The following is a 20,844-nucleotide window of genomic DNA, read 5'->3' as shown; positions in this document are numbered from 1 at the left end:
TTTATTTTGGTTGGACTATTGGTACGTATTTTTTTACTTCGATTAATTGAATGTCAAAATCCAATATTGAATTTGCAGGCAAAAACGAAGGTAATCTATTGCTTTGTTGTATTGCGGGAATTACTCTGTTCTGATAAGCCATCGTTGAGGGGATAATTAATCTGATATGCCCACCCGGCTGGATCAGTTTGAGTCCTTTTTGCAAGCCTTCTATAGCGGAGCCAAAAACAATTTTTGGAACCAGGTCATCAGTGACTACCGGAGTCATATCATATAACAGCTGCTTGATCGTACTTCCGGTATAACGCATTCTTATCGTATCTGTCTGTTCATAAGTTGCACTACTACCTTTACCTCCATCATAAATCTGGTAGTATAATCCATCAAGAGTCTTAAGCGCTGTTATTTTAGCAGTACCTACAGCTACCTTGTTAACGGAATCTATATATTTCAAAATCAAATCATCATCAATTGCCAGTTGTGCAGCTTTATCATAGGCAGGAGCTGTAGTACAGGCTGCGAAAGAACAAGCGGCGATTATCAACAATAACAGAGTTTTGATTTTAAACATATTGCACAAAAATAGTCTTTTATTAGGGATGGTACAATATTTAACCAATTTTAACAATTACCAAAAAAAACGGCCGGATCATATAGGATGATCCGGCCGTTGCTATCTTAATTAAGCTATTAAAAACAATACTTATTTTCAGCAATCAGTTGTTGTGCAACTTTCTGACGTGCATCTTTCACATTAAATGGTTCAACTTTAGTAAACCTTTTCAGTCCTACCAACATCATGCGTTGTTCGTCACCTTCAGCAAAAGCCCATAAAGCTTCTTTTCCAGCTTTTTGCAAAGCATCAACTGCTTCAACAAAATAGATACGCATCATATTCAGTTGCCCTTCGCAACCTTCAGCACCCCTTAAACTAACCAGTTTTTCTGTTCTCAACATTACTGACTCCGCTACGTAAACATAACTCGCCATATCTGCAATGTTCATCAGGATTTCCTGTTCTTTAGAAAGGCTCATCATTAATTTCTGAACTGCTGCTCCGGCAACCATTAATGTTGCTTTTTTAAGGTTTTGAATGATTTTTTTCTCCGCTGCAAAAAGCGTATCATCTTCTTCACCGAAATCAGGGATAGACATTAATTCGGCAGCTACAGCAGTAGCTGGGGTCATTAAGTCTAATTCACCTTTCATTGCTCTTTTCAACATCATATCAACAGTTAATAACCTGTTGATTTCGTTTGTTCCTTCAAAAATTCTGTTGATCCTTGCATCACGGTATGCTCTGTCCATTGGGGCATCAGCCGAGAAGCCCATTCCACCATAAATCTGAACGCCTTCATCCACTACATAATCCAACGCTTCAGAACCCCATACTTTAAGGATCGCACATTCTACTGCAAATTGCTCTGTAGACTTTAGTTTTGCCTTACTCTTATCCATACCGCCAGCAACCAATGCCTCATAAGCATCGTCAATATTCTGACCTGCACGATAATTAGCAGACTCTACCGCATAAACTTTGGTTGCCATTTCGGCAATCTTATAACGAATAGCGCCATACTTTGAAATCGGACGTTCAAACTGGATACGCTCATTTGAATAATTGATCGCAGTACTAATCACCGCTTTCGAAGCTCCGACAGCAGCAGCAGCCAATTTAATACGGCCAATATTTAAAATATTAACAGCGATCTTAAATCCGTTTTCACGTTCTGAAAGCATGTTTTCTACAGGAACTGCACAATCGTTGAAAAACACCTGACGTGTTGACGATCCTTTGATCCCCATTTTATGCTCCTCAGGGTTCATAGTTACCCCGCCAAACTCACGCTCTACAATAAATGCAGTCAGGTTTTTATCATCATCAATTTTCGCAAAGACAATAAAGATGTCAGCAAAACCACCATTGGTGATCCACATTTTCTGACCGTTAATCACATAATGTTTACCATCTGCTGATAACTTAGCTTTAGTTTTACCAGAGTTTGCATCCGATCCTGAATTTGGCTCTGTTAAACAGTAAGCTGCTTTCCATTCACCTGACCCCAATTTTGGTATATATTTCGCTTTCTGCGCTTCATTTCCATAATACAGAATGGGCAACGTACCGATACCTGTATGTGCAGAAATTGCAACTGCAAACGAATGACCAGCACCAATTACATCAGCAACCAGCATAGAAGTATTAAAGTTTTTACCGAAACCACCATACTCTTCAGGAATAGAAACACCCAGCAGGCCTAATGCTCCTGCTTTAGTTACCAATGAAGCCATCAGCCCTTCTTCCATTTTATCAATGCGATCCAGGTTAGGATACACTTCGGTCGTCAGAAAATCTCTGCACGTCTGTGCAATCATTTGCTGTTCTTCATCAAACTCTTCAGGAATAAATACATCCTGGTATGTGGTTTCCTTAATCAGGAACTCCCCACCTTTTACTTTTGTTTTGTCTGTAGTTTCCATATTCTTTGTAATTGAAATCTGCCGGGATTGCCCCGGAGGTTTCATGTTTATATTTTATAATGAAGCGCTTTTACCAACCGCTAAAGAAGTTCAAAAATACCAGCAGCACCTTGTCCGCTGCCCACACACATCGTCACCATTCCGTATTTACCATTTCTGCGTTTAAGCTCATGGAATAATTGCACAGAAAGCTTTGCACCTGTACAGCCCAGCGGATGACCTAAAGCAATCGCACCACCATTCACGTTCACGATATCCTGATTGATGCCTAAAGTTCTGACCACAGCTAGTGATTGAGAAGCAAAAGCTTCATTCAATTCAATTAAGTCCATTTGTTCTAATGTCAGACCAGCTTTCTTTAAAGCCAGAGGAATAGCCTCAATCGGGCCTATACCCATAATTCTTGGTGGCACACCTACCACACCATAACTCACCAGGCGGGCAATGGGATCAACTCCCAGTTCTTTCAACTTACTTTCAGAAACGACGATCACAAAAGCCGCACCATCCGAAGTCTGAGAAGAGTTACCAGCCGTTACACTTCCATCAGCTGCAAAAACAGGTTTAAGCTTAGCTAACTTATCCAGAGACGTATCCGCACGCGGCCCCTCATCAGTATCAACTACATAACTTCTGGTCTTCTTTTTTTGCTGACCATCCAGATAGTTTTCAGTCACCGTAATTGGTGCTACTCCAGCTTTTAAATGCCCGTTTTTTATAGCCTCAACTGCTTTCATATTTGACCTGAATGCAAACTCATCCTGATCCTCTCTGCTCACCTTATACTCATTGGCTACAGCTTCCGCAGTAAGTCCCATTCCCCAGTACCAGTCCGGGTTCTTTTGAGCAACTTCGTAATTAGGAACTACTTTCCATCCACCGAAAGGCATACCAGACATTACCTCTACACCACCGGCGATAATGCAGTCTGCCATTCCACTTTTAATTTTAGCAACCGCGGTCGCTATGGTATCCAATCCCGATGCGCAGTACCTGTTTAAGGTTACACCAGGAACTTTAACCGTATCCAGTCCCATCAAGGAAATCATACGGCCTATATTTAATCCTTGTTCTGCTTCCGGAGTTGCATTACCAACGATAACATCATCTATTTGATCTTTATCCAGATTAGGCACTGAGGCTACCAATTGTTTGATGACTTCAGCTGCCAGATCATCGGCCCTGGTAAAACGAAATACGCCACGTGGTGCTTTGCCCACTGCTGTACGTAAACCTGCTATGATATATGCTTCTTGCATTTTTTGATGTAGTTAAGAAAAGTCTCAGCGGAATAAATCCTGCCGATTCTTTGCTGTTAAACATTATATTATCTTTAAATCCTCTGGTTAGTTACGAAGTGGTTTTCCCTTGGTCACAATACTCTGAATTCTTTCTAAAGTCTTCCGCTCACCACAAAGTGACAGGAAAGCTTCTCTTTCCAGATCCAGTAAATATTGCTCGGTTACTTCTGTTGGAGATGACAAATCACCACCACACATTACATAGCCTAGTTTTTCCGAGATCTTTTTATCATGTTCAGAAATGTAATGACCTGAATACATCGTATTTGCGCCTGCATAAACAATTCCTAAGCCTTGTTTACCCAACACTCTGATATCTTTTCTTCTCACAGGTTGTGTATAACCAGCATCTGCAAGTTCAATAGCTTTTGCTTTAGCATCAGCAATCAATCTGCTACGGTTCATGGAAATAGAGAATTTATCTTTTTGCAGGTAACCTAATTCATAAGCTTCCAGCGCAGAGGTCGAAACTTTAGCCATTCCTATAGTCAGGAAACGATCTTTCAGTACGTTCTGAACAATCTGGTCATCTTTGTACTCATCAGAAGCACGCAGGGCAAATTCTTTTGTACCACCACCTCCAGGGATCACACCTACACCAAATTCAACCAGCCCCATATACGTTTCTGCATTCAGCTGTACATGGTCTGCATGTAAACTGAATTCACATCCGCCACCCAGCGTCAGGTTATGTGGAGCTACAACAACCGGAATTGAAGAATATCTGATTCGCATTGAAGTATTCTGGAATGCTCTGATTGCCATGTTTAACTCATCCCAATCCTGCTCTACAGCCATCATGAAGATCATTCCAACATTTGCACCCGCCGAGAAATTAGCGCCATCATTACCTATAACTACTCCTCTGTAATCTTTTTCTGCCAGGTCTATTGCTTTGTTAATAGCCTGAAGGGTATCGCCCCCGATGGTATTCATTTTGGAATGAAATTCCACATTCAATATTCCATCACCTAAATCAAGAATGGAAGCACCTGAGTTTTTCCAGATTGTTTTAGTTGTACGGATATTATCCAGGATAATGAATGAATCAGCACCTGGCAATGCTTTATAGCTCTTAGAAGGAATATCGTAATATTTTTTAACGCCATCTTCTACCTTGTAAAAAGTAGTATGACCAGCAGCAAGCATTTCATGAACCCAGGCAGCAGCCTCATGTCCATATTTTTTCATGCCTTCCAGTGATTCCCTGATACCTACAGCATCCCAAACTTCAAACGGGCCTAAATCCCATCCGAATCCAGCACGTAAGGCGTCATCAATCCTGTAAAGTTCATCTGAAATTTCAGGAATCCTGTCAGATACATATTCAAACAGACCAAAGAAAGAATGTCTGAACACTTCTGCTGCTTTATCCTTACCTGCTGCAAAAACTTTCATTCTGTCTCTGACGTTTTCGATTGGTTTGGTCAATTCAAGCGTAGCAGATTTTACTTTCTGTTGAACCCGGTATTCCAGTGTTTTTAAATCAAGCGCTAAAATTTCTGTTTTACCGTCAGCAGTTTTTGTTTTTTTATAGAAACCTTGTTTGGTTTTATCTCCTAACCATTTATTGGCTTCCATTTTAACGACATAATCAGGAAGCTTAAATAGATCGTGAGCTTTATCATCAGGACAATTATCATAAAGTCCTTTTGATACTTTAATCATCGTATCTAAACCTACTACATCAGAAGTACGAAAAGTAGCTGATTTTGGTCTGCCTAAAGCAGGTCCCGTAAATTTATCAACTTCTTCTACTGTCAAGTCCAGTTTCTCTACCAGATGCAGTAAAGCCATCATAGAATATACGCCTACTCTGTTGGCGATGAATGCGGGAGTATCCTTACATAAAACCGTTGTTTTACCTAAAAATTTATCTCCATAGTGCATTAAGAAATCTACCAGCTCAGGTTTGGTATCCGGAGTAGGGATGATTTCCAGTAAACGCAGATAACGTGGTGGATTAAAAAAGTGTGTACCACAGAAATTAGCTTTAAAATCATCGCTTCTTCCTTCGGTCATTAAATGTATAGGGATACCAGAAGTATTGGATGTAATTAACGTTCCAGCTTTACGGAACTGCTCAACCTGTTCAAATACTTTTTTCTTAATATCAAGATTTTCAACTACCACTTCAATAATCCAGTCTACGCCAGCAATTTTAGACATATCAGCCTCAAAGTTACCGGTGGTAATCTTGTTGATTACTTTTTTGGTATAAACCGGGGAAGGATTAGTTTTAATGGCATTTTGTAAAGCTGCATTGACAATACGGTTCTGAACTGCCGGATTTTCCAGCGTCAATCCTTTGGCTGTTTCCTCAGGGCTGAGTTCTTTCGGCGCAATATCTAACAACAATACTTCTACACCTATATTCGCAAAGTGACAAGCAATGCGTGAGCCCATGATACCGGAGCCTAATACCGCTACTTTATTTATCTTTTTGTTCATCATTTCCTGTAGTTACTGTATATCCTAAAGTGAGTTTATTTAATTTCTGTAAGCTTTGTACCAGGCTGTTCTTTTCTGGCACAGTCAAATGATCATTCAGGTATTCATTGAAAGAGCGGACAACGCTTTTTGCCACTTGCCGCTTCTCCCGGCCGAAGTCTGTCAGAAAGACTTTCACGGATCTTTTATCCCCAGAGGAAGCCTCTCTATATATTAACCCGGATTCCTCCATATTGTTTAGCATCCTGGACAGGCTGGTCGCCTTCACCCCAAGCAATCCTGCAAGCTGTGAAACTGCTGTACCATCTTTGTCAATATTAATCAACACATAACCAATAGCTTGCGTGATTCCAAATTCAGATGCAATCTGGTTATAGGTGTTAGACATGTTCTGCCAAACCACTTTCAATAAATAATCTATCGTTTCCTGTTGTTTCATTAATTACTATGCTTGCATAACAAAGCTAAAGAATATAAAACTAGAATCCAAGAAACCAGCATGATTTTTCAGCCCCCATAACGAAATGAATATCAGAATAATAATAGCTTCATAACCACTAAACCACGATTGCTCTTGAGTTCAATTAAAAACACTAAGGACTTCGAAAAAAACAATTAAATACTGATAAAAAAAAGAGCACAAAAAAAGCCGCCAGGTTTGACCCTGGCGGCTTCTAAAATATTGGTTTCAGACTAGTATAAAGTAAATTCTACTCTTCTGTTTTTCTGACGACCAGCTGCAGTTTTGTTAGTTGCAATTGGTTGGTTTTTACCGTAACCAGTAGCTTCGATTCTAGATGCATTAGCACCTTGAGAAACTAAGTAAGCTTTAACTGACTCAGCTCTGTCTTTAGACAATCTCATGTTCAAATCAGCTGAACCTGTGTTATCAGTGTGACCAGCTAATTTCAAGCTAAAGTTTTTAGTTACTAATAAGTTAGCAACACGGTTTAAAGAAGCATATGATTTAGATCTGATAGTCGCTTTAGACAAATCAAATTCTAAGTCTTTAATTGCTTGTTTAACAACTTTACGATCAGCTTCAGTGATGATTACTTTTTCAGTAACAACTGGAGCAGGCGCAACTAATGGACATCCAGCACCATCAACAACAGTTCCTGATGGAGTGTTAGGACATTTATCCAATTTGTCAGCAACACCGTCACCGTCAGTATCTTTTAATAAATCGCTCATTTCAGTTCTTAATTTAGCATTTTCAGATTTTTGAGCATCTAAATCGCTTTTTAAAGAATTTGCAATGTTTTTAGCTTGAACAGCTTCGTCGTAAGAAGCAGCAACTGGATTGCTGAAAGCTAATTGCTTTCCTTTACCCAATGCAAACTCTAAACCAGCACTAGCATAGCTGAACTTATCGCTATGACGAGCAGTACGTTGAGTTCCATCTAAGTTATCACCATCAACAAAGTAAACAGACCATCCTAAGTTAAAGTTAACTTTATCAGAAACTTTAAATCTAGCACCTAATCCTACAGGGATGATTAATTCTTTAACATCTTTTGGATATTCAGTAGTTACATTACCAGCAGTAACTTTTGGTTTGTAACCAGCTAAACCAGCACCACCTGTTACATATAATTGTAATGCATCTTGTTTTCTGAATAAGTCAATGTTAAACATGTTAACTTCAGCGCTTAAACTAGCCGCATAGTTTAATTCAGTTTCGAATTTAGAGTTTCCACCAACGATAGCAACACCTTTTCCATCATTGAATGCTTTAGAGTTATCACCTTTCAATTTACCTCTGATTCCATCTAATTTCAAAGAGAAATATGAAGTGAATTGTTTTTTAACATAAAGACCATATCCAAAACTAGAAGTGTTCTTAGAGAAATCATTGTGGCCACCTAGTGGAGAAGTTGGAGTTAAAACACCAGCGTTCACACCGATAGACCAAGTACTGAACTGCTGAGCAGCGTTAGTAACCGGGGCTTCCTGCGCTTGCGCAGCACCGCCAATTAAAAGGGCAGCTAAAGCTACCGGCAAACTTTTGAATAATTTTTGTTTCATAATATGAGTTTAATAAAAAAAATAGTTCTGGTATTTTTTTGATACTTATACAATATCTATACCAAATTAGCTTATAAGTCTTTGAGCAGTCTAGGGGCAGGTTTTTCTTCATAAACTGTATGTTTAATGAAGCAAAATCTGCCATTTTAAATGAACAGAAACTTATATAACGGCGCCAAGGTATGGAATATAAAGAAATCTGACAAATAATTTTCAGTCAAGAATATTATTTATTACTATTAAAACACATTCTATTCATGTTTTTCAGATTTATAGTCCTCTGCGTCTTTATACATTTTCTCTATTAATTCTTTATTTTTTTCTAAGATAATTTTTCTTTTCAGACTTAACTTAGGGGTAAATTCGCCCCCTTCAATGCTCCATGCTTTAGTAAGCAGCACAAAACGCTTAACCTGCTCCCATTTACCAAAATCTTTAGATCCATTAGCGATTTCCTGATTGTATTTTTCAAGTACCTGGGCATTCTGAACCATTTCTTCATCAGTAGTATAGGTAATCCCTTTTTTAGTACACCATGATTTTAACGCTTCAAAGTTTGGTACAATCAACGCAGACGGAAACTTACGGTTTTCACCCAGTACCATAATATGGTCAATCAATACAGATTCTTTATATTTATTCTCCAGCATTTGTGGTGCAACGTATTTACCACCAGCAGTTTTAAAGATTTCTTTTTTACGGTCAGTAATTTTCAAAAACTTTCCATTGACCAGTTCTCCAATATCTTCAGTATGAAACCAACCATCTTTATCAATAGATTCAGTGGTCAGATCTTCCCGCTTGTAATAGCCTTTCATTACGTTGTGACCTCTGGTCAGCACTTCTCCATCGGCAGCGATCTTAACCTCTACCCCATCGATCACAGGCCCAACAGTACCGAACATGGCATTATCGAAATGGTTCACTGTAATAACCGGTGAAGTTTCTGTTAATCCATAACCTTCGAAAACAGGCATTCCTGCTGCCCAGAAAATCCGTGCCAGGCGCGGATTCAATGCAGCACCACCAGAAACGATCACTACGATATTTCCACCCAAAGCTTCCTGCCATTTCTTAAAGACCAGTTTCCTGGCAATTCCGAGTTTAAAGTTGTAAAACCAGCCACTGTTCATATCATACTGTTCAGCAAGTGCAACCGACCAAAAGAAAATACCTCTTTTAATTCCGGTAAGCGCTTTTCCTTTTTCCATGATTTTATCATAAACCTTTTCCAGTAATCTTGGAACGGTAGAAAAAGCATTTGGTTTAACGGATTGAATATCTGCGACAATGGTATCCATACTCTCTGCATAATATACAGCTACCCCCATATAAAGATAGAGATAGACAATCATCCGCTCAAAAATATGGGATAACGGTAAAAAGCTGAGTGCGTTTTCTAAACCTTGCGGAACAACCACTGCAGAATTTATAAAATTCTGGACCAGGTTATTGTGAGTTAGCATAACACCTTTTGGCGTTCCTGTAGTACCAGAAGTATAAATCAAAGTCAGCACATCATCAGTAGTCACAGCTGCACGGTAAGTTTCCAGTTCAATTCCTTCACTCTTTGCACCAGCGTCTATTAATAAACTCCAGTGATTTGCACCTGGAACTTCGTCAAAAGTGTAAATCTTCAGGTCCGGATTGACAGCTTCACCAATAGGCTTCACCTTTTTGAATAACGTTTCATCCTCAACAAAGAATACACTTACACCTGCATTTTCCAGAATAAATTTAATATCATGCTCAGCCAGTGTTGGATACAAAGGCACATGGTACCCGCCAAACTGGTTTACAGCAAAATCTGCAATATTCCATTCTGGCCTGTTGTGGGACATCACAGCTATCCGATCTCCTTTAACCATTCCCAACTGCAGCAAGCCTTTACTCAGGTTATCTGCAGTAGTTGAAAATTGCTGAGTGCTATATTTTTTCCATACCCCATTACTCTTTCCACTAATAAACTCGTCTTTTGGGAATTTCTCTAAGTTGTATTTAAGTAAATCAAATACTCTTGTTACAGTTACAGGCATAATATTGATTTTATCAGTTTAAATATTTTATATAGATGAACCTGGTAAGGTTCAAGAACGAAATTAGTTCCGGATTACTTTGTTATTCCCAAATCTAACAAATTAATTATTGTAATAAAACCAATTTTAATTTTGGTATGTTTTATTGGCGTAATCTTCTCAAACGCAGATAATCGTCATATTTCACGGTTATTTCAGCGCTAAAACCTGCAAAATACAGACCAGAAATCAGCTCCCCCTTCTTCCTTTTAGTACCCTTCATCTGCTTTTGCATTTGTCCTGAATAAGCTACTGCATATAGACTGTTATAGTCTGGTCCTGTATGATACCACATTGACCACGTATTTCCCGGAAAAGGTGGACTCAACATGGGCTCATAGCGAACTCAACTTCTACTTAACACGACCAGTTCTATCCCCTTTACAAACTATTTACGCCCCCGTTTCCGGATTTAAATTTCAATCCGATGACATACCCGGCATAATAATTGCTAAGCTCATTTTCACATTTAAACTTTAACTAATCATATGAAAAAAGTATTTACAATACTTTGCCTTACTGTAATCGCTACGTTTGCGATCCAATCATCTTCTAAAGCCCAGAGCTATAAAAACGCCATTGGTGGTCGTTTTGGAGCAGCAAATGGCGTAACGTTTAAAACTTCTCTTGGAGAGAACAAAATGTTAGATATCATTGCCAATTTCAGATCTAACAATAACTACAACTATTTCCGTGCAACTGCATTATATGAAGTTTACCAACCAATCAGCGGTGCGCGTGGCCTGAACTGGTACTATGGTGGTGGTGCTAGTCTGGGTTCTGTAAAATACAAACCATACAACTCCAGCGATCTATATCTTTCTGTAGATGGTGTTTTAGGTTTGGATTACAAATTTGCTGATGCGCCGATCAACCTTTCGTTAGATTGGAAACCAGCTATTCAATTAGCTCCTGATACTGATTTTGATGCATCAGGTGTTGGACTGTCTTTGCGTTTCACTTTCTAAGAAAAAAACTAAAAGCATAAAACAAAGAAGGCGTATGGATAAATTCCATACGCCTTCTTTGTTTTATATAACATAGGATTTTCTACTAAATCCCGGTCCACCTTTTAAAAACTGCTTTCTCTGATGCTGTACTTTGCGCATCCATCGAAGAAACCAAATCCACATTCGGACTCGCTTTTAAAGTGACTTTAATTTCCTGATCAATCCCATCTCTGATGATCCTGACACGGATTACATCACCAACCTTTTTAGTACGCAATACTGCCATACTGGAAATCGATGGTGCAGCAGTAACGTCATCAATACTGATCACTTCATCGCCAACATTCAATCCATCCACCCATGCTGCAGAGTTACGTGATATTGCAGTAATCAGAACATGTCCCTCTGCTGGTCTGGATGCAACACCCAGATAAGCAGCTTTTTCACCAGCATCTTTCACGCTGATACCTGCATAACCTAAATACTTTTTATAATCTACTGTATCTGTACCGTTTACATACTTAGCCCAAAAATCTGTCAAACTGATTCCGCTGATCTGCTCTGCCTTAGCTTTGAATTCAGCATCAGTATAACCTCTCCCTTTAGTTTTGCACTGTTCATACATGGCTTTCATTACGTCATCCAGACTGGATTTTCCTTGAGTCGCATGTGCAATTTCAAGATCCATCAGCATGCCTGCAATTTCACCTTTACTGTAATAAGAAATACCACTGTTATTTGAATTCTCATTCGGACGGTAATATTTTATCCAGGCATCAAAACTTGACATCGCAGCCGACTGCTCATAACCACCTGGCGTATTGATCACATCAGACATGGAACTGGTCAGTGTGGCAACAAATTCTTCGGGCGTAGTTAAACCAGCACGCAACATCAATTTATTTTCATAATATGCCGTAAACCCTTCAGCAATCCATAAATCAGTAGTATAATTTTCGTTTTCATAGTCAAATGGCCCTAAAGCAACCGGACGCAATCTTTTCACATTCCATAGATGATGATATTCATGGGCAACCAGGCCTAGAAAGCCTTTATAGCCTTTTTCAGTACCATAACCATTTCTAGAAGCACCTAATACCGTGGAATTTAAGTGTTCTAAGCCACCACCGCCTCTTTGAAAATTATGCACAATAAACGTATAGTGCTTATTTGGATTTTCTCCGTAAATCGCAGTTGCTTGTTCTACAACCTTAGCCATATCAACTTTTAAACGCTCTACATTATAATTTCCACCACCATACATCGCCACTTCATGTTTCACCCCTGCAGCGGTAAATTCGAAAACTTCCTGGTTACCAACTTCTATAGGGCTATCAAATAAAATATCATAGTTCTTAGCCAGATATGTGAACTTCTGTCCTTTTACAGGTTCTAAACCTGTAGAAACCTTACTCCATCCTTCAAATGGAATAATTTTAACTGTGCTCGGTAAAGCAAGCTGGTTATCTGGATACATAAAGATCGCTGTTGGCGATATAAATGCATGTGTTGCGTCAATAAATGGGGTACGCACAGATACTTCAAAAGCGTAAACATTGTAATTGATCGCTATGGTGCTGGATTTGCTGGTATAAACTCTCCAGGTGTTTTTCTTTAATTTTTCAGTTTTAAGCACTGTTTTACCTGAAGTAGCTGTAAAGCCTTCTACATTCCTTGAAAACTCCCTGATCAGGTAAGACCCCGGTGCCCAAACAGGCATCTTAACATCTACATATTCTTTGGTTAAGCCACTTACCTGCATATTTACATGCACATAATGTGCTTGTGGTTCTTTAAAACTTACCTCGTAATTAACTTTAATTTGTGCTTTAGCTACCAGAGCTGGCGCAATTAATATCAATAATCCTATCCCTATTCGTTTCAACAGCATATAATAATTCTTTTGACGCAAATTTAGAACATATAGCATTTGTTATCAGTTTAAATCGGAAATTAGCTGTAACATACTTAATACAAGTAGTGTCAGCGCGCATATTTAAATATTTTTGTACAATTAGTCGCTCCAAGAACCAATTATGAAACTGAAATACGTCATTTACTCCCTTATTTTCCTTGGGATCGTTTATCTTATTTATCACAGGATATCTATCAACAAAAAACTTGAAAACTCGGGAATGGGTACAGGTGCAAAAAGCTCCAGCTCTTCTAAAGGGGGGAAACCACAGCAAATGACCGTTAATGGTATTGTGGTTCGGGCTACGTCCTTTGCTAATAAACTGGACATCACCGGAACTATTGAAGCCAATGAATCCGTTGCCCTGCAAAGTGAAGTTTCAGGATTAGTTACTGGTATCTTTTTCAAAGAAGGAAGTAATGTAAACAAAGGTACATTGCTGGTAAAAATTAATGACCGTGATATTCAGGCACAATTGCAGGAAGCACTGACCAAACAAAATTTATCATCAGCCAATGAAAACAGGGCTAAACAACTGCTGCAAAAAGGAGCCATCAGTCAGGAAGAGTATGACACTGCATTAGCTGATCTGAAATCTTTAAAAGCTCAGGGACAGCTGATCAGAGCACAACTGGCAAAAACATCAATTGTGGCACCATTTAGCGGTAAAATAGGTCTTCGTTCTATTTCTGCGGGTGAATACATTACGCCAACTAAAATCATTGCCAATCTGCTGAGCACAAACCCGGTAAAAATAAATTTCTCTGTACCAGAAAAATACATGGCACAGATCAAAGTAAACTCCACAATTACTTTTCGCACAGATGGTTCGGCACAGATTTATGAGGGAAAAGTATTCGCTCTTGAGCCTGGCATCAATGCACAAACCAGGACCTTACAAGTGAAAGCACTGGCAGCAAATGCAAACAATGAACTACGTCCTGGCTCTTTTGCTAAAGTATCACTTACACTGGACAAAGTTGACAATGCGATATTAATTCCTAACCAGGCAATTATCCCTGTGTTAAGGGGCAAAACTGTATTCATCAGCAAAAACGGTAAAGCAAAACAAGTAGAAGTACAATCAGGTACACGTACCGATGAAAATATAGTGATTAACTCCGGACTAAAAATCGGTGACACCGTTTTAACAACAGGTGCTCTTTCATTGAAAGATGATGCCCTTGTCAAAGTATCAGTTGTAAAATAACCAACCCTACCGAAATGAGTATATCCACCACGAGTATAAAAAGACCCGTTCTGGCAATTGTAATGAACCTGATGATCCTGCTGTTCGGGGTTATCGGCTACAATTTTCTGGGTGTAAGGGAATTCCCGAATATTGACCCGACTGTAGTTTCTGTAAGGACTTCTTATCCAGGTGCAAATTCGGACATTATTGAATCACAAATTACTGAACCACTGGAAAAATCTATCAATGGTATTGACGGGATCAGAAACATGTCTTCTTCCAGTAATCAGGGAAGCAGTACCATTACGATAGAGTTTAACCTGGGTAAAAATATTGAAGAGGCTGCGAATGATGTACGTGATAAGGTATCGCAGGCTACCCGGAATCTACCAAAAGATATTGATGGAAATCCTGTAGTAAGCAAGGCTGATGCAAATTCAGATGCCATTATTACCATGACCATCCAGAGTGATAAAAGAAATCAGCTGGAATTGAGTGATTATGCAGAGAATGTAATTGCTGAAAGGATACAGACTATTCCGGGTGTAAGTAGTGTGCAGATACAGGGACAGAAAAAGTATGCGATGAGAATTCGCATTGACCCGAATAAACTGGCTGCCTATGGTTTAACTTCTCAGGATATCGTTACTGCACTTGACAATGAAAACGTGGAACTTCCATCTGGTAAAATCACGGGTGCGAATACGGAGTTAACAGTTAAAACATTAGGTAAATTAACGAATGAGAAAGAGTTCAATAACCTGATCATTAAGAATGACGGCAACAATGTGATTCAATTGAAGGATGTTGGTTTTGCCGAAATGGGCCCCGAAAATGAGGAAACGATTTTAAGGGAATCTGGTAAACCGATGGTTGCTGTAGCTTTGATTCCACAACCAGGGGCAAACTATCTTGATATTTCAACAGAATTCGAAAAGCGGTTTGCAAGATTAAAAAATGATATTCCTAAAGATATTAAACTGAATGTTTCTCTGGATAATACCAGGTTCATCAAGAATTCGGTGACTGAGGTAGCGGAAACAATTATCCTTTCGCTGGTATTGGTTATTTTAATTATCTATTTGTTTTTCAGAGATTGGGCAATTGCAATCAGACCGCTGATTGACATTCCGGTTTCACTGGTATTCACTTTCTTTATCATGTACATTTTTGGTTTCTCAATCAATGTCTTGAGTTTATTGGCTATTGTACTGGCCACCGGACTGGTGGTGGATGACGGGATTGTGGTCACCGAAAACATTTTCAAGAAGGTGGAAGAAGGATATTCTCCCTTTGAAGCCGCGATTAAAGGTTCTAATGAAATATTCTTTGCAGTTATTTCCATTTCCATCACGCTGGCAGCGGTATTTTTACCGGTTGTATTTTTGCAGGGCTTTGTAGGCCGGCTGTTCCGTGAATTCGGGATTGTAATTGGTGCAGCGGTATTAATTTCCGCCTTTGTTTCCCTGACTTTAACTCCGATGCTGAATGCTTACCTGATGAAAAAAACGGGGCATAAGAAATCCAGGTTCTATGAATGGTCGGAGCCTTACTTTGTCATGCTGAATGACAATTACGCTAAAAACCTGAATAAATTCCTGGATAAAAGATGGCTGGCCATTCCAATCATTGTAGCCTGTGTGGGTCTGATTGTGTTATTCTGGAAGATTTTACCGAAAGAAACAGCTCCTTATGATGATAGAAGTGCGATCAATATGAGTATTACTACGCCTGAGGGTGCATCTTACGAGTATACGGATCAGTTCATCATGAAAATAGCCAAAATGGTAGAGGATTCTATTCCGGAAAAGAATGTGAATATTACCATTACATCTCCGAGTTTCGGAGGAAGCGGCGCTGTGAATAGCGGCTTTGTCAGAATGGGCCTGGTTGATCCTGAACTGCGTGGCCGTTCTCAGGAAGAGATCGCAGCACAGCTGACAAGGATTACAAGAAAGTATACAGAAGGAAAAGTACTGGTTACTCAGCAACCTACTATATCAGTGGGCCGTCGTGGTGGTTTACCGATCAGTTATATTATACAGGCTCAGAATTTTGATAAGCTGAGGGAAAAAGTACCGCTGTTTATGGATGAAGTAAGCAAGGACCCGACTTTCACGGTTTCTGATGTCAACCTGAAATTCAATAAGCCGGAGATCAATCTGACGATAGACCGGGATAAGGCAAGAAACCTTGGCGTATCGGTTTCTGCGATTGCACAAACTTTACAACTAGGCTTAAGTGGTCAGCGTTTTTCTTATTTCTTTATGAATGGGAAGCAATATCAGGTAATCGGGCAATTTGACCGTGGCAACCGGAAAGATCCCCTGGATTTAAGCTCAGTGTATGTGCGGAATGATAAAGGGGAGCTGATCCAGGTAGATAACCTGGTGAGTGCAAAAGAAGAAAGCAGCCCACCACAGCTCTACAGGAATAACCGTTTCACGGCAGCAACAGTTTCTGCTGGCCTGGCTCCCGGAAAGAGTATCGGAGATGGTATTGCGGCCATGGACAGAATCAGAGATAAGGTTTTAGATGAGACGTTCTCCACCGATCTGAGCGGTGAGTCGCGCGATTTCCAGGAGAGTTCTTCAAACACCATGTTTGCTTTCGGGCTGGCTTTATTATTGGTTTACCTGATTTTATCTGCTCAGTTTGAGAGTTTCAAAGATCCTGTCATCATCATTATGACTGTACCTATGGCAGTTGCGGGAGCGTTTCTTTCGTTATGGCTATTTGGTCAGAGCTGGAATATATTCAGTCAGATTGGTACGATTATGCTCATTGGTCTGGTAACGAAAAATGGTATTCTGATCGTAGAGTTTGCGAACCAGCTGAAAGAGAATGGCAAAAGTGTACATGATGCGATCAGAGAGGCTTCTGTTTCACGTTTAAGACCAATTTTAATGACCAGTCTGGCCATCGCCATTGGCGCTTTACCTATTGCTATGGCATTGGGTGCGGCGGCAAAAAGCCGTATGGGTATGGGGGTTGTGATTGTAGGTGGTACTACTTTCTCACTGGTTCTTACTTTATTTGTAATTCCTTCGATTTATTCTTACTGGTCTAAGGAGCATAAAATAAATACTGATTTACAAGAGTCCTTAAAAGCAGCATTGGCTGAAGAAAATAATCCTTCAGCTTAAATAATTAGAGTATAGACAAATGAATAAGTATCTCTTATATAGTTTAGTTTTCCTGCTATTCTGCTGCACAAAAACTGTAGTAGCTCAAGACACCCTCAGCTTGGAAAACGCAATCAGTACGGCATTGAAGAACAATTATGATATCAGGTTGGTCAATAATGAAATACAGATTGCCAGGAATAATCTGAATGCAGGAAATGCTGGCATGCTTCCCGGACTTGCGGGAACTTTCAGTAATGGAGGAAGCAGACAAAATACGGTTCAGACTCCGGCAACCGGCCCTGAGAAAAAATCAAGTGGCGTACGCAGTACGAACCTGAGTTATGGTGCAGCACTGGACTGGACGATTTTTGACGGTTTTCAGATGTTCGCTAACTATGACAGGTTAAAGGAGTTACAGAAGCAAGGTGAAGTGAATGGTAAATTGACGATATTGAATACTGTTTCTGATGTAGTTGCTGCTTATTATGCTTTAGTCAGACAGCAGCAATTGGTATTAGCAACGGACAGTGCGTTGAAAATTTCCCGGTTAAGGGTAACGATAGCAGATAATAAACTAAAAATCGGACGTGGTTCCAGGCTGGATGTTTTGAGTGCAAAGGTCGACTACAATACGGATACTACTTTGTATCTGCAACAAAAAAACATCCTGAATACTTCCAGGATTACATTGAATCAGTTGATGGCCAGGGATCTGAATATTGTATTCGCCGTAAATGAAAGACTGAATATTGAGAATGATCTGAAGCTGGCCGATCTGGAGTTATCCATGGAGCGCTTGAATCCAACTTTGCAAAATGCTTTAATCAACAAAAAGATTGCTGCATTGAGCTTGAAACAGGTCAAGGGACAACGCTACCCTACGGTAGCCGTCAATAGTGGTTATGAATTCTCAAGAAGTACAAGTCCAACAGGATTTAATCAGAAGTTCAGGGCCAATGGGCTTACTTATGGTTTGACAGCAAGTCTTAATATTTTCAATGGCTTTTTGCAGCGGCAGAATGAACGTAATGCTAAGGTACAGCTGAACTCTACGGAGCTGAGCCTGGACAAGACGAAGCAGGATGTGAGTGCTTTGCTGAATGCCACTTACCAGAATTACATCACTAATCTTGATTTGTTAAAGGTGGAAACCGGAAATGTCGATTTGGCTAAACAGAATCTTGATATCACTTTTGAAAAGTATCGTTTGGGTAGTATTAGTCCACTGGAATTGCGGGAGGCACAGCGGAATTCTATAAATGCGATTATCCGTTTCCTGGATGCGCAATATCAGGCTAAACTAACAGAAATTAATTTAAAAGAGATTAGCGGTACTTTAAATGTTCAATAAGTTGATTACTTTCGTTTATGATATTAGTAGCAGATAGCGGTTCTTCAAAGACAGACTGGCTGGGGTATAAAGATGGTAAAACCATCAGTTTTAGCACACAGGGCATCAATCCTTATTTTTTAAATGCACAGGATATCTTCAAGATATTCACGAAATTGAAAGTTACAGAGGAATTTGCGGCTGATGTCCGGGAGATTTATTTTTACGGTTCAGGTTGTTCTACTCCTGACAAACATGAGGTTATTTCTAATGGTTTATCATTGTATTTCCCCAAGGCTTTTATCAGTGTTGAGAATGATTTGATTGGTTGTGCTTATGCAACTTGCGGTGATCAGAAGGGTTTGATTTGTATTCTGGGTACCGGTTCAAATGTGTCTTATTTTGATGGTGTCTCTACTTATGACAGCAATTATGGTTTAGGTTATATCCTGGGCGATGAAGGCTCTGGTACTACTTTCGGAAAAAAGATTGTTACTTCTTATTTGTATAAGCAGATGCCTGAGGATTTGCGAAGCCTGTTTGCTGCGGAGTTTAATACGGATAAGGAAACTATTATCACTAATGTTTACCAAAAGCCCTTTCCTAATACCTATTTAGCGGGCTTCAGTAAGTTTATGTACCCAAACAGAGAGCATCCTTTTATCAATCAGTTATTGATTGATGGTTTCCAGGAGTTTATTGATGTGAATATTAAGAATTTCAAAGATTATAAAACGCTGGATTGTCATTTCGTAGGGTCTGTTGCTTATTATTATCAGGATACGCTGAAACAGGTTTGCGAGTTGAATGGGCTGAAGTTGGGAAGGATTATGCAGAAGCCGATTGAGGGGATTTATAATTATATTCTGAAAAAAGAGGGGATTCTCTAGGGTTTTTCCAGCTATAAAAAAAATAAACATCCTATGTTCGGACGACATTAGAAATGAATGTCCTCACATTAGGATATTCATTTTTTTTTAGACTTTCCAACTGACGTTCATGTTGCTGGCAGATGTGTTAATATGGAAGATAACAGGATATGTTAGATGGCAGAATAATAAGAGATACTGTTCTTGCGCAGCAAGGTGGAGAATAGTTATCAGAAGGACCTTTAGGATGTATTTATCATACTTATAAAGAATACCAATATAGCAGTTATAATCCAGTGGACTAATGGACTACATTCAAGATTAATAATCAAAAATATTGTTTAGAGGTTTACATTTTTTCGCATCATCACATAATCAATCCCGCCTTTATTGAATTTCTGATCAGTTTCAACCAGACCAAATCTTTTATAAAATGAGGCCTTATCAGCACGGGCGTTACACCATATTGTTTCCACGCTATTTTGCTGAGCAACCAGAAAAACATGTTGTAATAGTTTTGTCCCATAACCATTTCCCTGAGCTATGGAATCTGTTGCAAATTTTCTGAACTGAGCTTCCTTGCCTGTAATAAAAAGTGAGACAACTGAGACCAACTGTTCATCGTTAAAAAGACCAAAATGAACCCCATTTTTGTCTTCGTCTAATTTCACATATTCAATAGATTTCTCAGGCCACATCACCCTGTATCGTAAATCCCAGGTATCAGCTGCCTCTATTTCTTTGACGATTACACCCATTTATAATTTTCTTTTATGATCAAACTTTTTTTTAATAAACAGCTTTTGTCAATAAAAACTTTATCAAGTATTAAAAAGCTTTATCAAATATTAACAAACAACTTTATCAGCTATTAGAAAGTTTAATTAAATTTAACTTCTGACTATAAATCTAAAAATCATTTCAGCTCCTCAAATTATTCTCATTTTGAACTCCTTCGCTCTAACACACCAGCCAGCACATGAACGTCAGTTGGAGAGTCTAAAAAAAATGAATATCCTGATGTGAGGGCATTCATTTCTAATGTCGTCCGAACATAGGATGACTATAAATCTAAAAATCATTTCAGCTCCTCAAATTATTCTCATTTTGAGCTCCTTCGCTCT

General features: G+C 39.2%; 15 protein-coding genes. 5 read left to right on the top strand and 10 right to left on the bottom strand.

All coding sequences use genetic code 11. The features are described from left to right. Position 1 precedes the first annotated feature (1 nt). The 8 genes from ABIB30_RS23080 to ABIB30_RS23045 all read right to left on the bottom strand — a co-directional run bounded on the left by ABIB30_RS23080 (position 2) and on the right by ABIB30_RS23045 (position 10,631). Positions 2-547 (bottom strand): FKBP-type peptidyl-prolyl cis-trans isomerase, encoded by a 546-nt coding sequence (locus tag ABIB30_RS23080; RefSeq protein WP_354305412.1) that lies wholly within the window; start codon positions 545-547, stop codon positions 2-4. 143 nt (positions 548-690) lie between these two features. Continuing rightward, positions 691-2,481, bottom strand: a complete 1,791-nt coding sequence (locus tag ABIB30_RS23075; protein WP_354305411.1) for an acyl-CoA dehydrogenase FadE — start codon at positions 2,479-2,481, stop codon at positions 691-693. 80 nt (positions 2,482-2,561) lie between these two features. Continuing rightward, positions 2,562-3,740, bottom strand: a complete 1,179-nt coding sequence (locus ABIB30_RS23070) for an acetyl-CoA C-acyltransferase (RefSeq protein ID WP_354305410.1) — start codon at positions 3,738-3,740, stop codon at positions 2,562-2,564. An 87-nt stretch (positions 3,741-3,827) separates the two neighbouring features. Continuing rightward, positions 3,828-6,233: a 3-hydroxyacyl-CoA dehydrogenase/enoyl-CoA hydratase family protein gene (locus tag ABIB30_RS23065; protein ID WP_354305516.1), complete on the bottom strand. Its 2,406-nt coding sequence runs from the start codon at positions 6,231-6,233 to the stop codon at positions 3,828-3,830. Continuing rightward, on the bottom strand, positions 6,214-6,672 hold the full coding sequence (locus ABIB30_RS23060; RefSeq protein ID WP_354305409.1) for a MarR family winged helix-turn-helix transcriptional regulator: 459 nt from the start codon (positions 6,670-6,672) through the stop codon (positions 6,214-6,216). The genes ABIB30_RS23065 and ABIB30_RS23060 overlap by 20 nt, the downstream gene beginning before the upstream one ends. Before the next feature lie 254 nt (positions 6,673-6,926). Beyond that, a complete protein-coding gene (locus tag ABIB30_RS23055) occupies positions 6,927-8,261 on the bottom strand; it encodes a DUF6089 family protein (protein WP_354305408.1) in 1,335 nt (444 codons plus the stop codon). Positions 8,262-8,512: 251 nt separating this feature from the next. Next, the gene (locus ABIB30_RS23050; protein ID WP_354305407.1) at positions 8,513-10,297 is read right to left on the bottom strand and encodes an AMP-dependent synthetase/ligase; all 1,785 of its coding nucleotides are present in this window, start codon (positions 10,295-10,297) and stop codon (positions 8,513-8,515) included. A 142-nt stretch (positions 10,298-10,439) separates the two neighbouring features. Beyond that, on the bottom strand, positions 10,440-10,631 hold the full coding sequence (locus ABIB30_RS23045) for a hypothetical protein (protein ID WP_354305406.1): 192 nt from the start codon (positions 10,629-10,631) through the stop codon (positions 10,440-10,442). A gap of 193 nt (positions 10,632-10,824) precedes the next feature. On the opposite strand from ABIB30_RS23045, the gene ABIB30_RS23040 reads away from it, so the two are divergent. Next, the gene (locus ABIB30_RS23040; protein WP_354305405.1) at positions 10,825-11,304 is read left to right on the top strand and encodes a hypothetical protein; all 480 of its coding nucleotides are present in this window, start codon (positions 10,825-10,827) and stop codon (positions 11,302-11,304) included. 85 nt (positions 11,305-11,389) lie between these two features. On the opposite strand, the gene ABIB30_RS23035 is transcribed toward ABIB30_RS23040, so the two are convergent. Beyond that, on the bottom strand, positions 11,390-13,216 hold the full coding sequence (locus ABIB30_RS23035; protein WP_354305404.1) for a M61 family metallopeptidase: 1,827 nt from the start codon (positions 13,214-13,216) through the stop codon (positions 11,390-11,392). Between the two features lie 106 nt (positions 13,217-13,322). On the opposite strand from ABIB30_RS23035, the gene ABIB30_RS23030 reads away from it, so the two are divergent. From ABIB30_RS23030 to ABIB30_RS23015, 4 genes are read left to right on the top strand one after another with little or no spacing between them, the layout of a single operon-like run. Further along, positions 13,323-14,411, top strand: a complete 1,089-nt coding sequence (locus ABIB30_RS23030; RefSeq protein ID WP_354305403.1) for an efflux RND transporter periplasmic adaptor subunit — start codon at positions 13,323-13,325, stop codon at positions 14,409-14,411. A gap of 14 nt (positions 14,412-14,425) precedes the next feature. Continuing rightward, positions 14,426-17,539, top strand: a complete 3,114-nt coding sequence (locus tag ABIB30_RS23025; protein WP_354305402.1) for an efflux RND transporter permease subunit — start codon at positions 14,426-14,428, stop codon at positions 17,537-17,539. A 19-nt stretch (positions 17,540-17,558) separates the two neighbouring features. Continuing rightward, positions 17,559-18,872, top strand: coding sequence for a TolC family protein (locus tag ABIB30_RS23020; protein WP_354305401.1), 1,314 nt, complete (start codon positions 17,559-17,561; stop codon positions 18,870-18,872). Between the two features lie 17 nt (positions 18,873-18,889). Next, on the top strand, positions 18,890-19,741 hold the full coding sequence (locus tag ABIB30_RS23015) for an N-acetylglucosamine kinase (RefSeq protein ID WP_354305400.1): 852 nt from the start codon (positions 18,890-18,892) through the stop codon (positions 19,739-19,741). Between the two features lie 320 nt (positions 19,742-20,061). Here the strand turns inward: ABIB30_RS23015 and ABIB30_RS23010 are convergent, their stop codons facing one another. Continuing rightward, positions 20,062-20,478, bottom strand: coding sequence for a GNAT family N-acetyltransferase (locus ABIB30_RS23010; RefSeq protein WP_354305399.1), 417 nt, complete (start codon positions 20,476-20,478; stop codon positions 20,062-20,064). Between the last annotated feature and the right edge of the window lie 366 nt (positions 20,479-20,844).

This window comes from Pedobacter sp. UYP1, from assembly GCF_040547305.1.
GTDB lineage: Bacteria > Bacteroidota > Bacteroidia > Sphingobacteriales > Sphingobacteriaceae > Pedobacter.
This window is presented reverse-complemented; position numbering and strand designations above follow the sequence as displayed.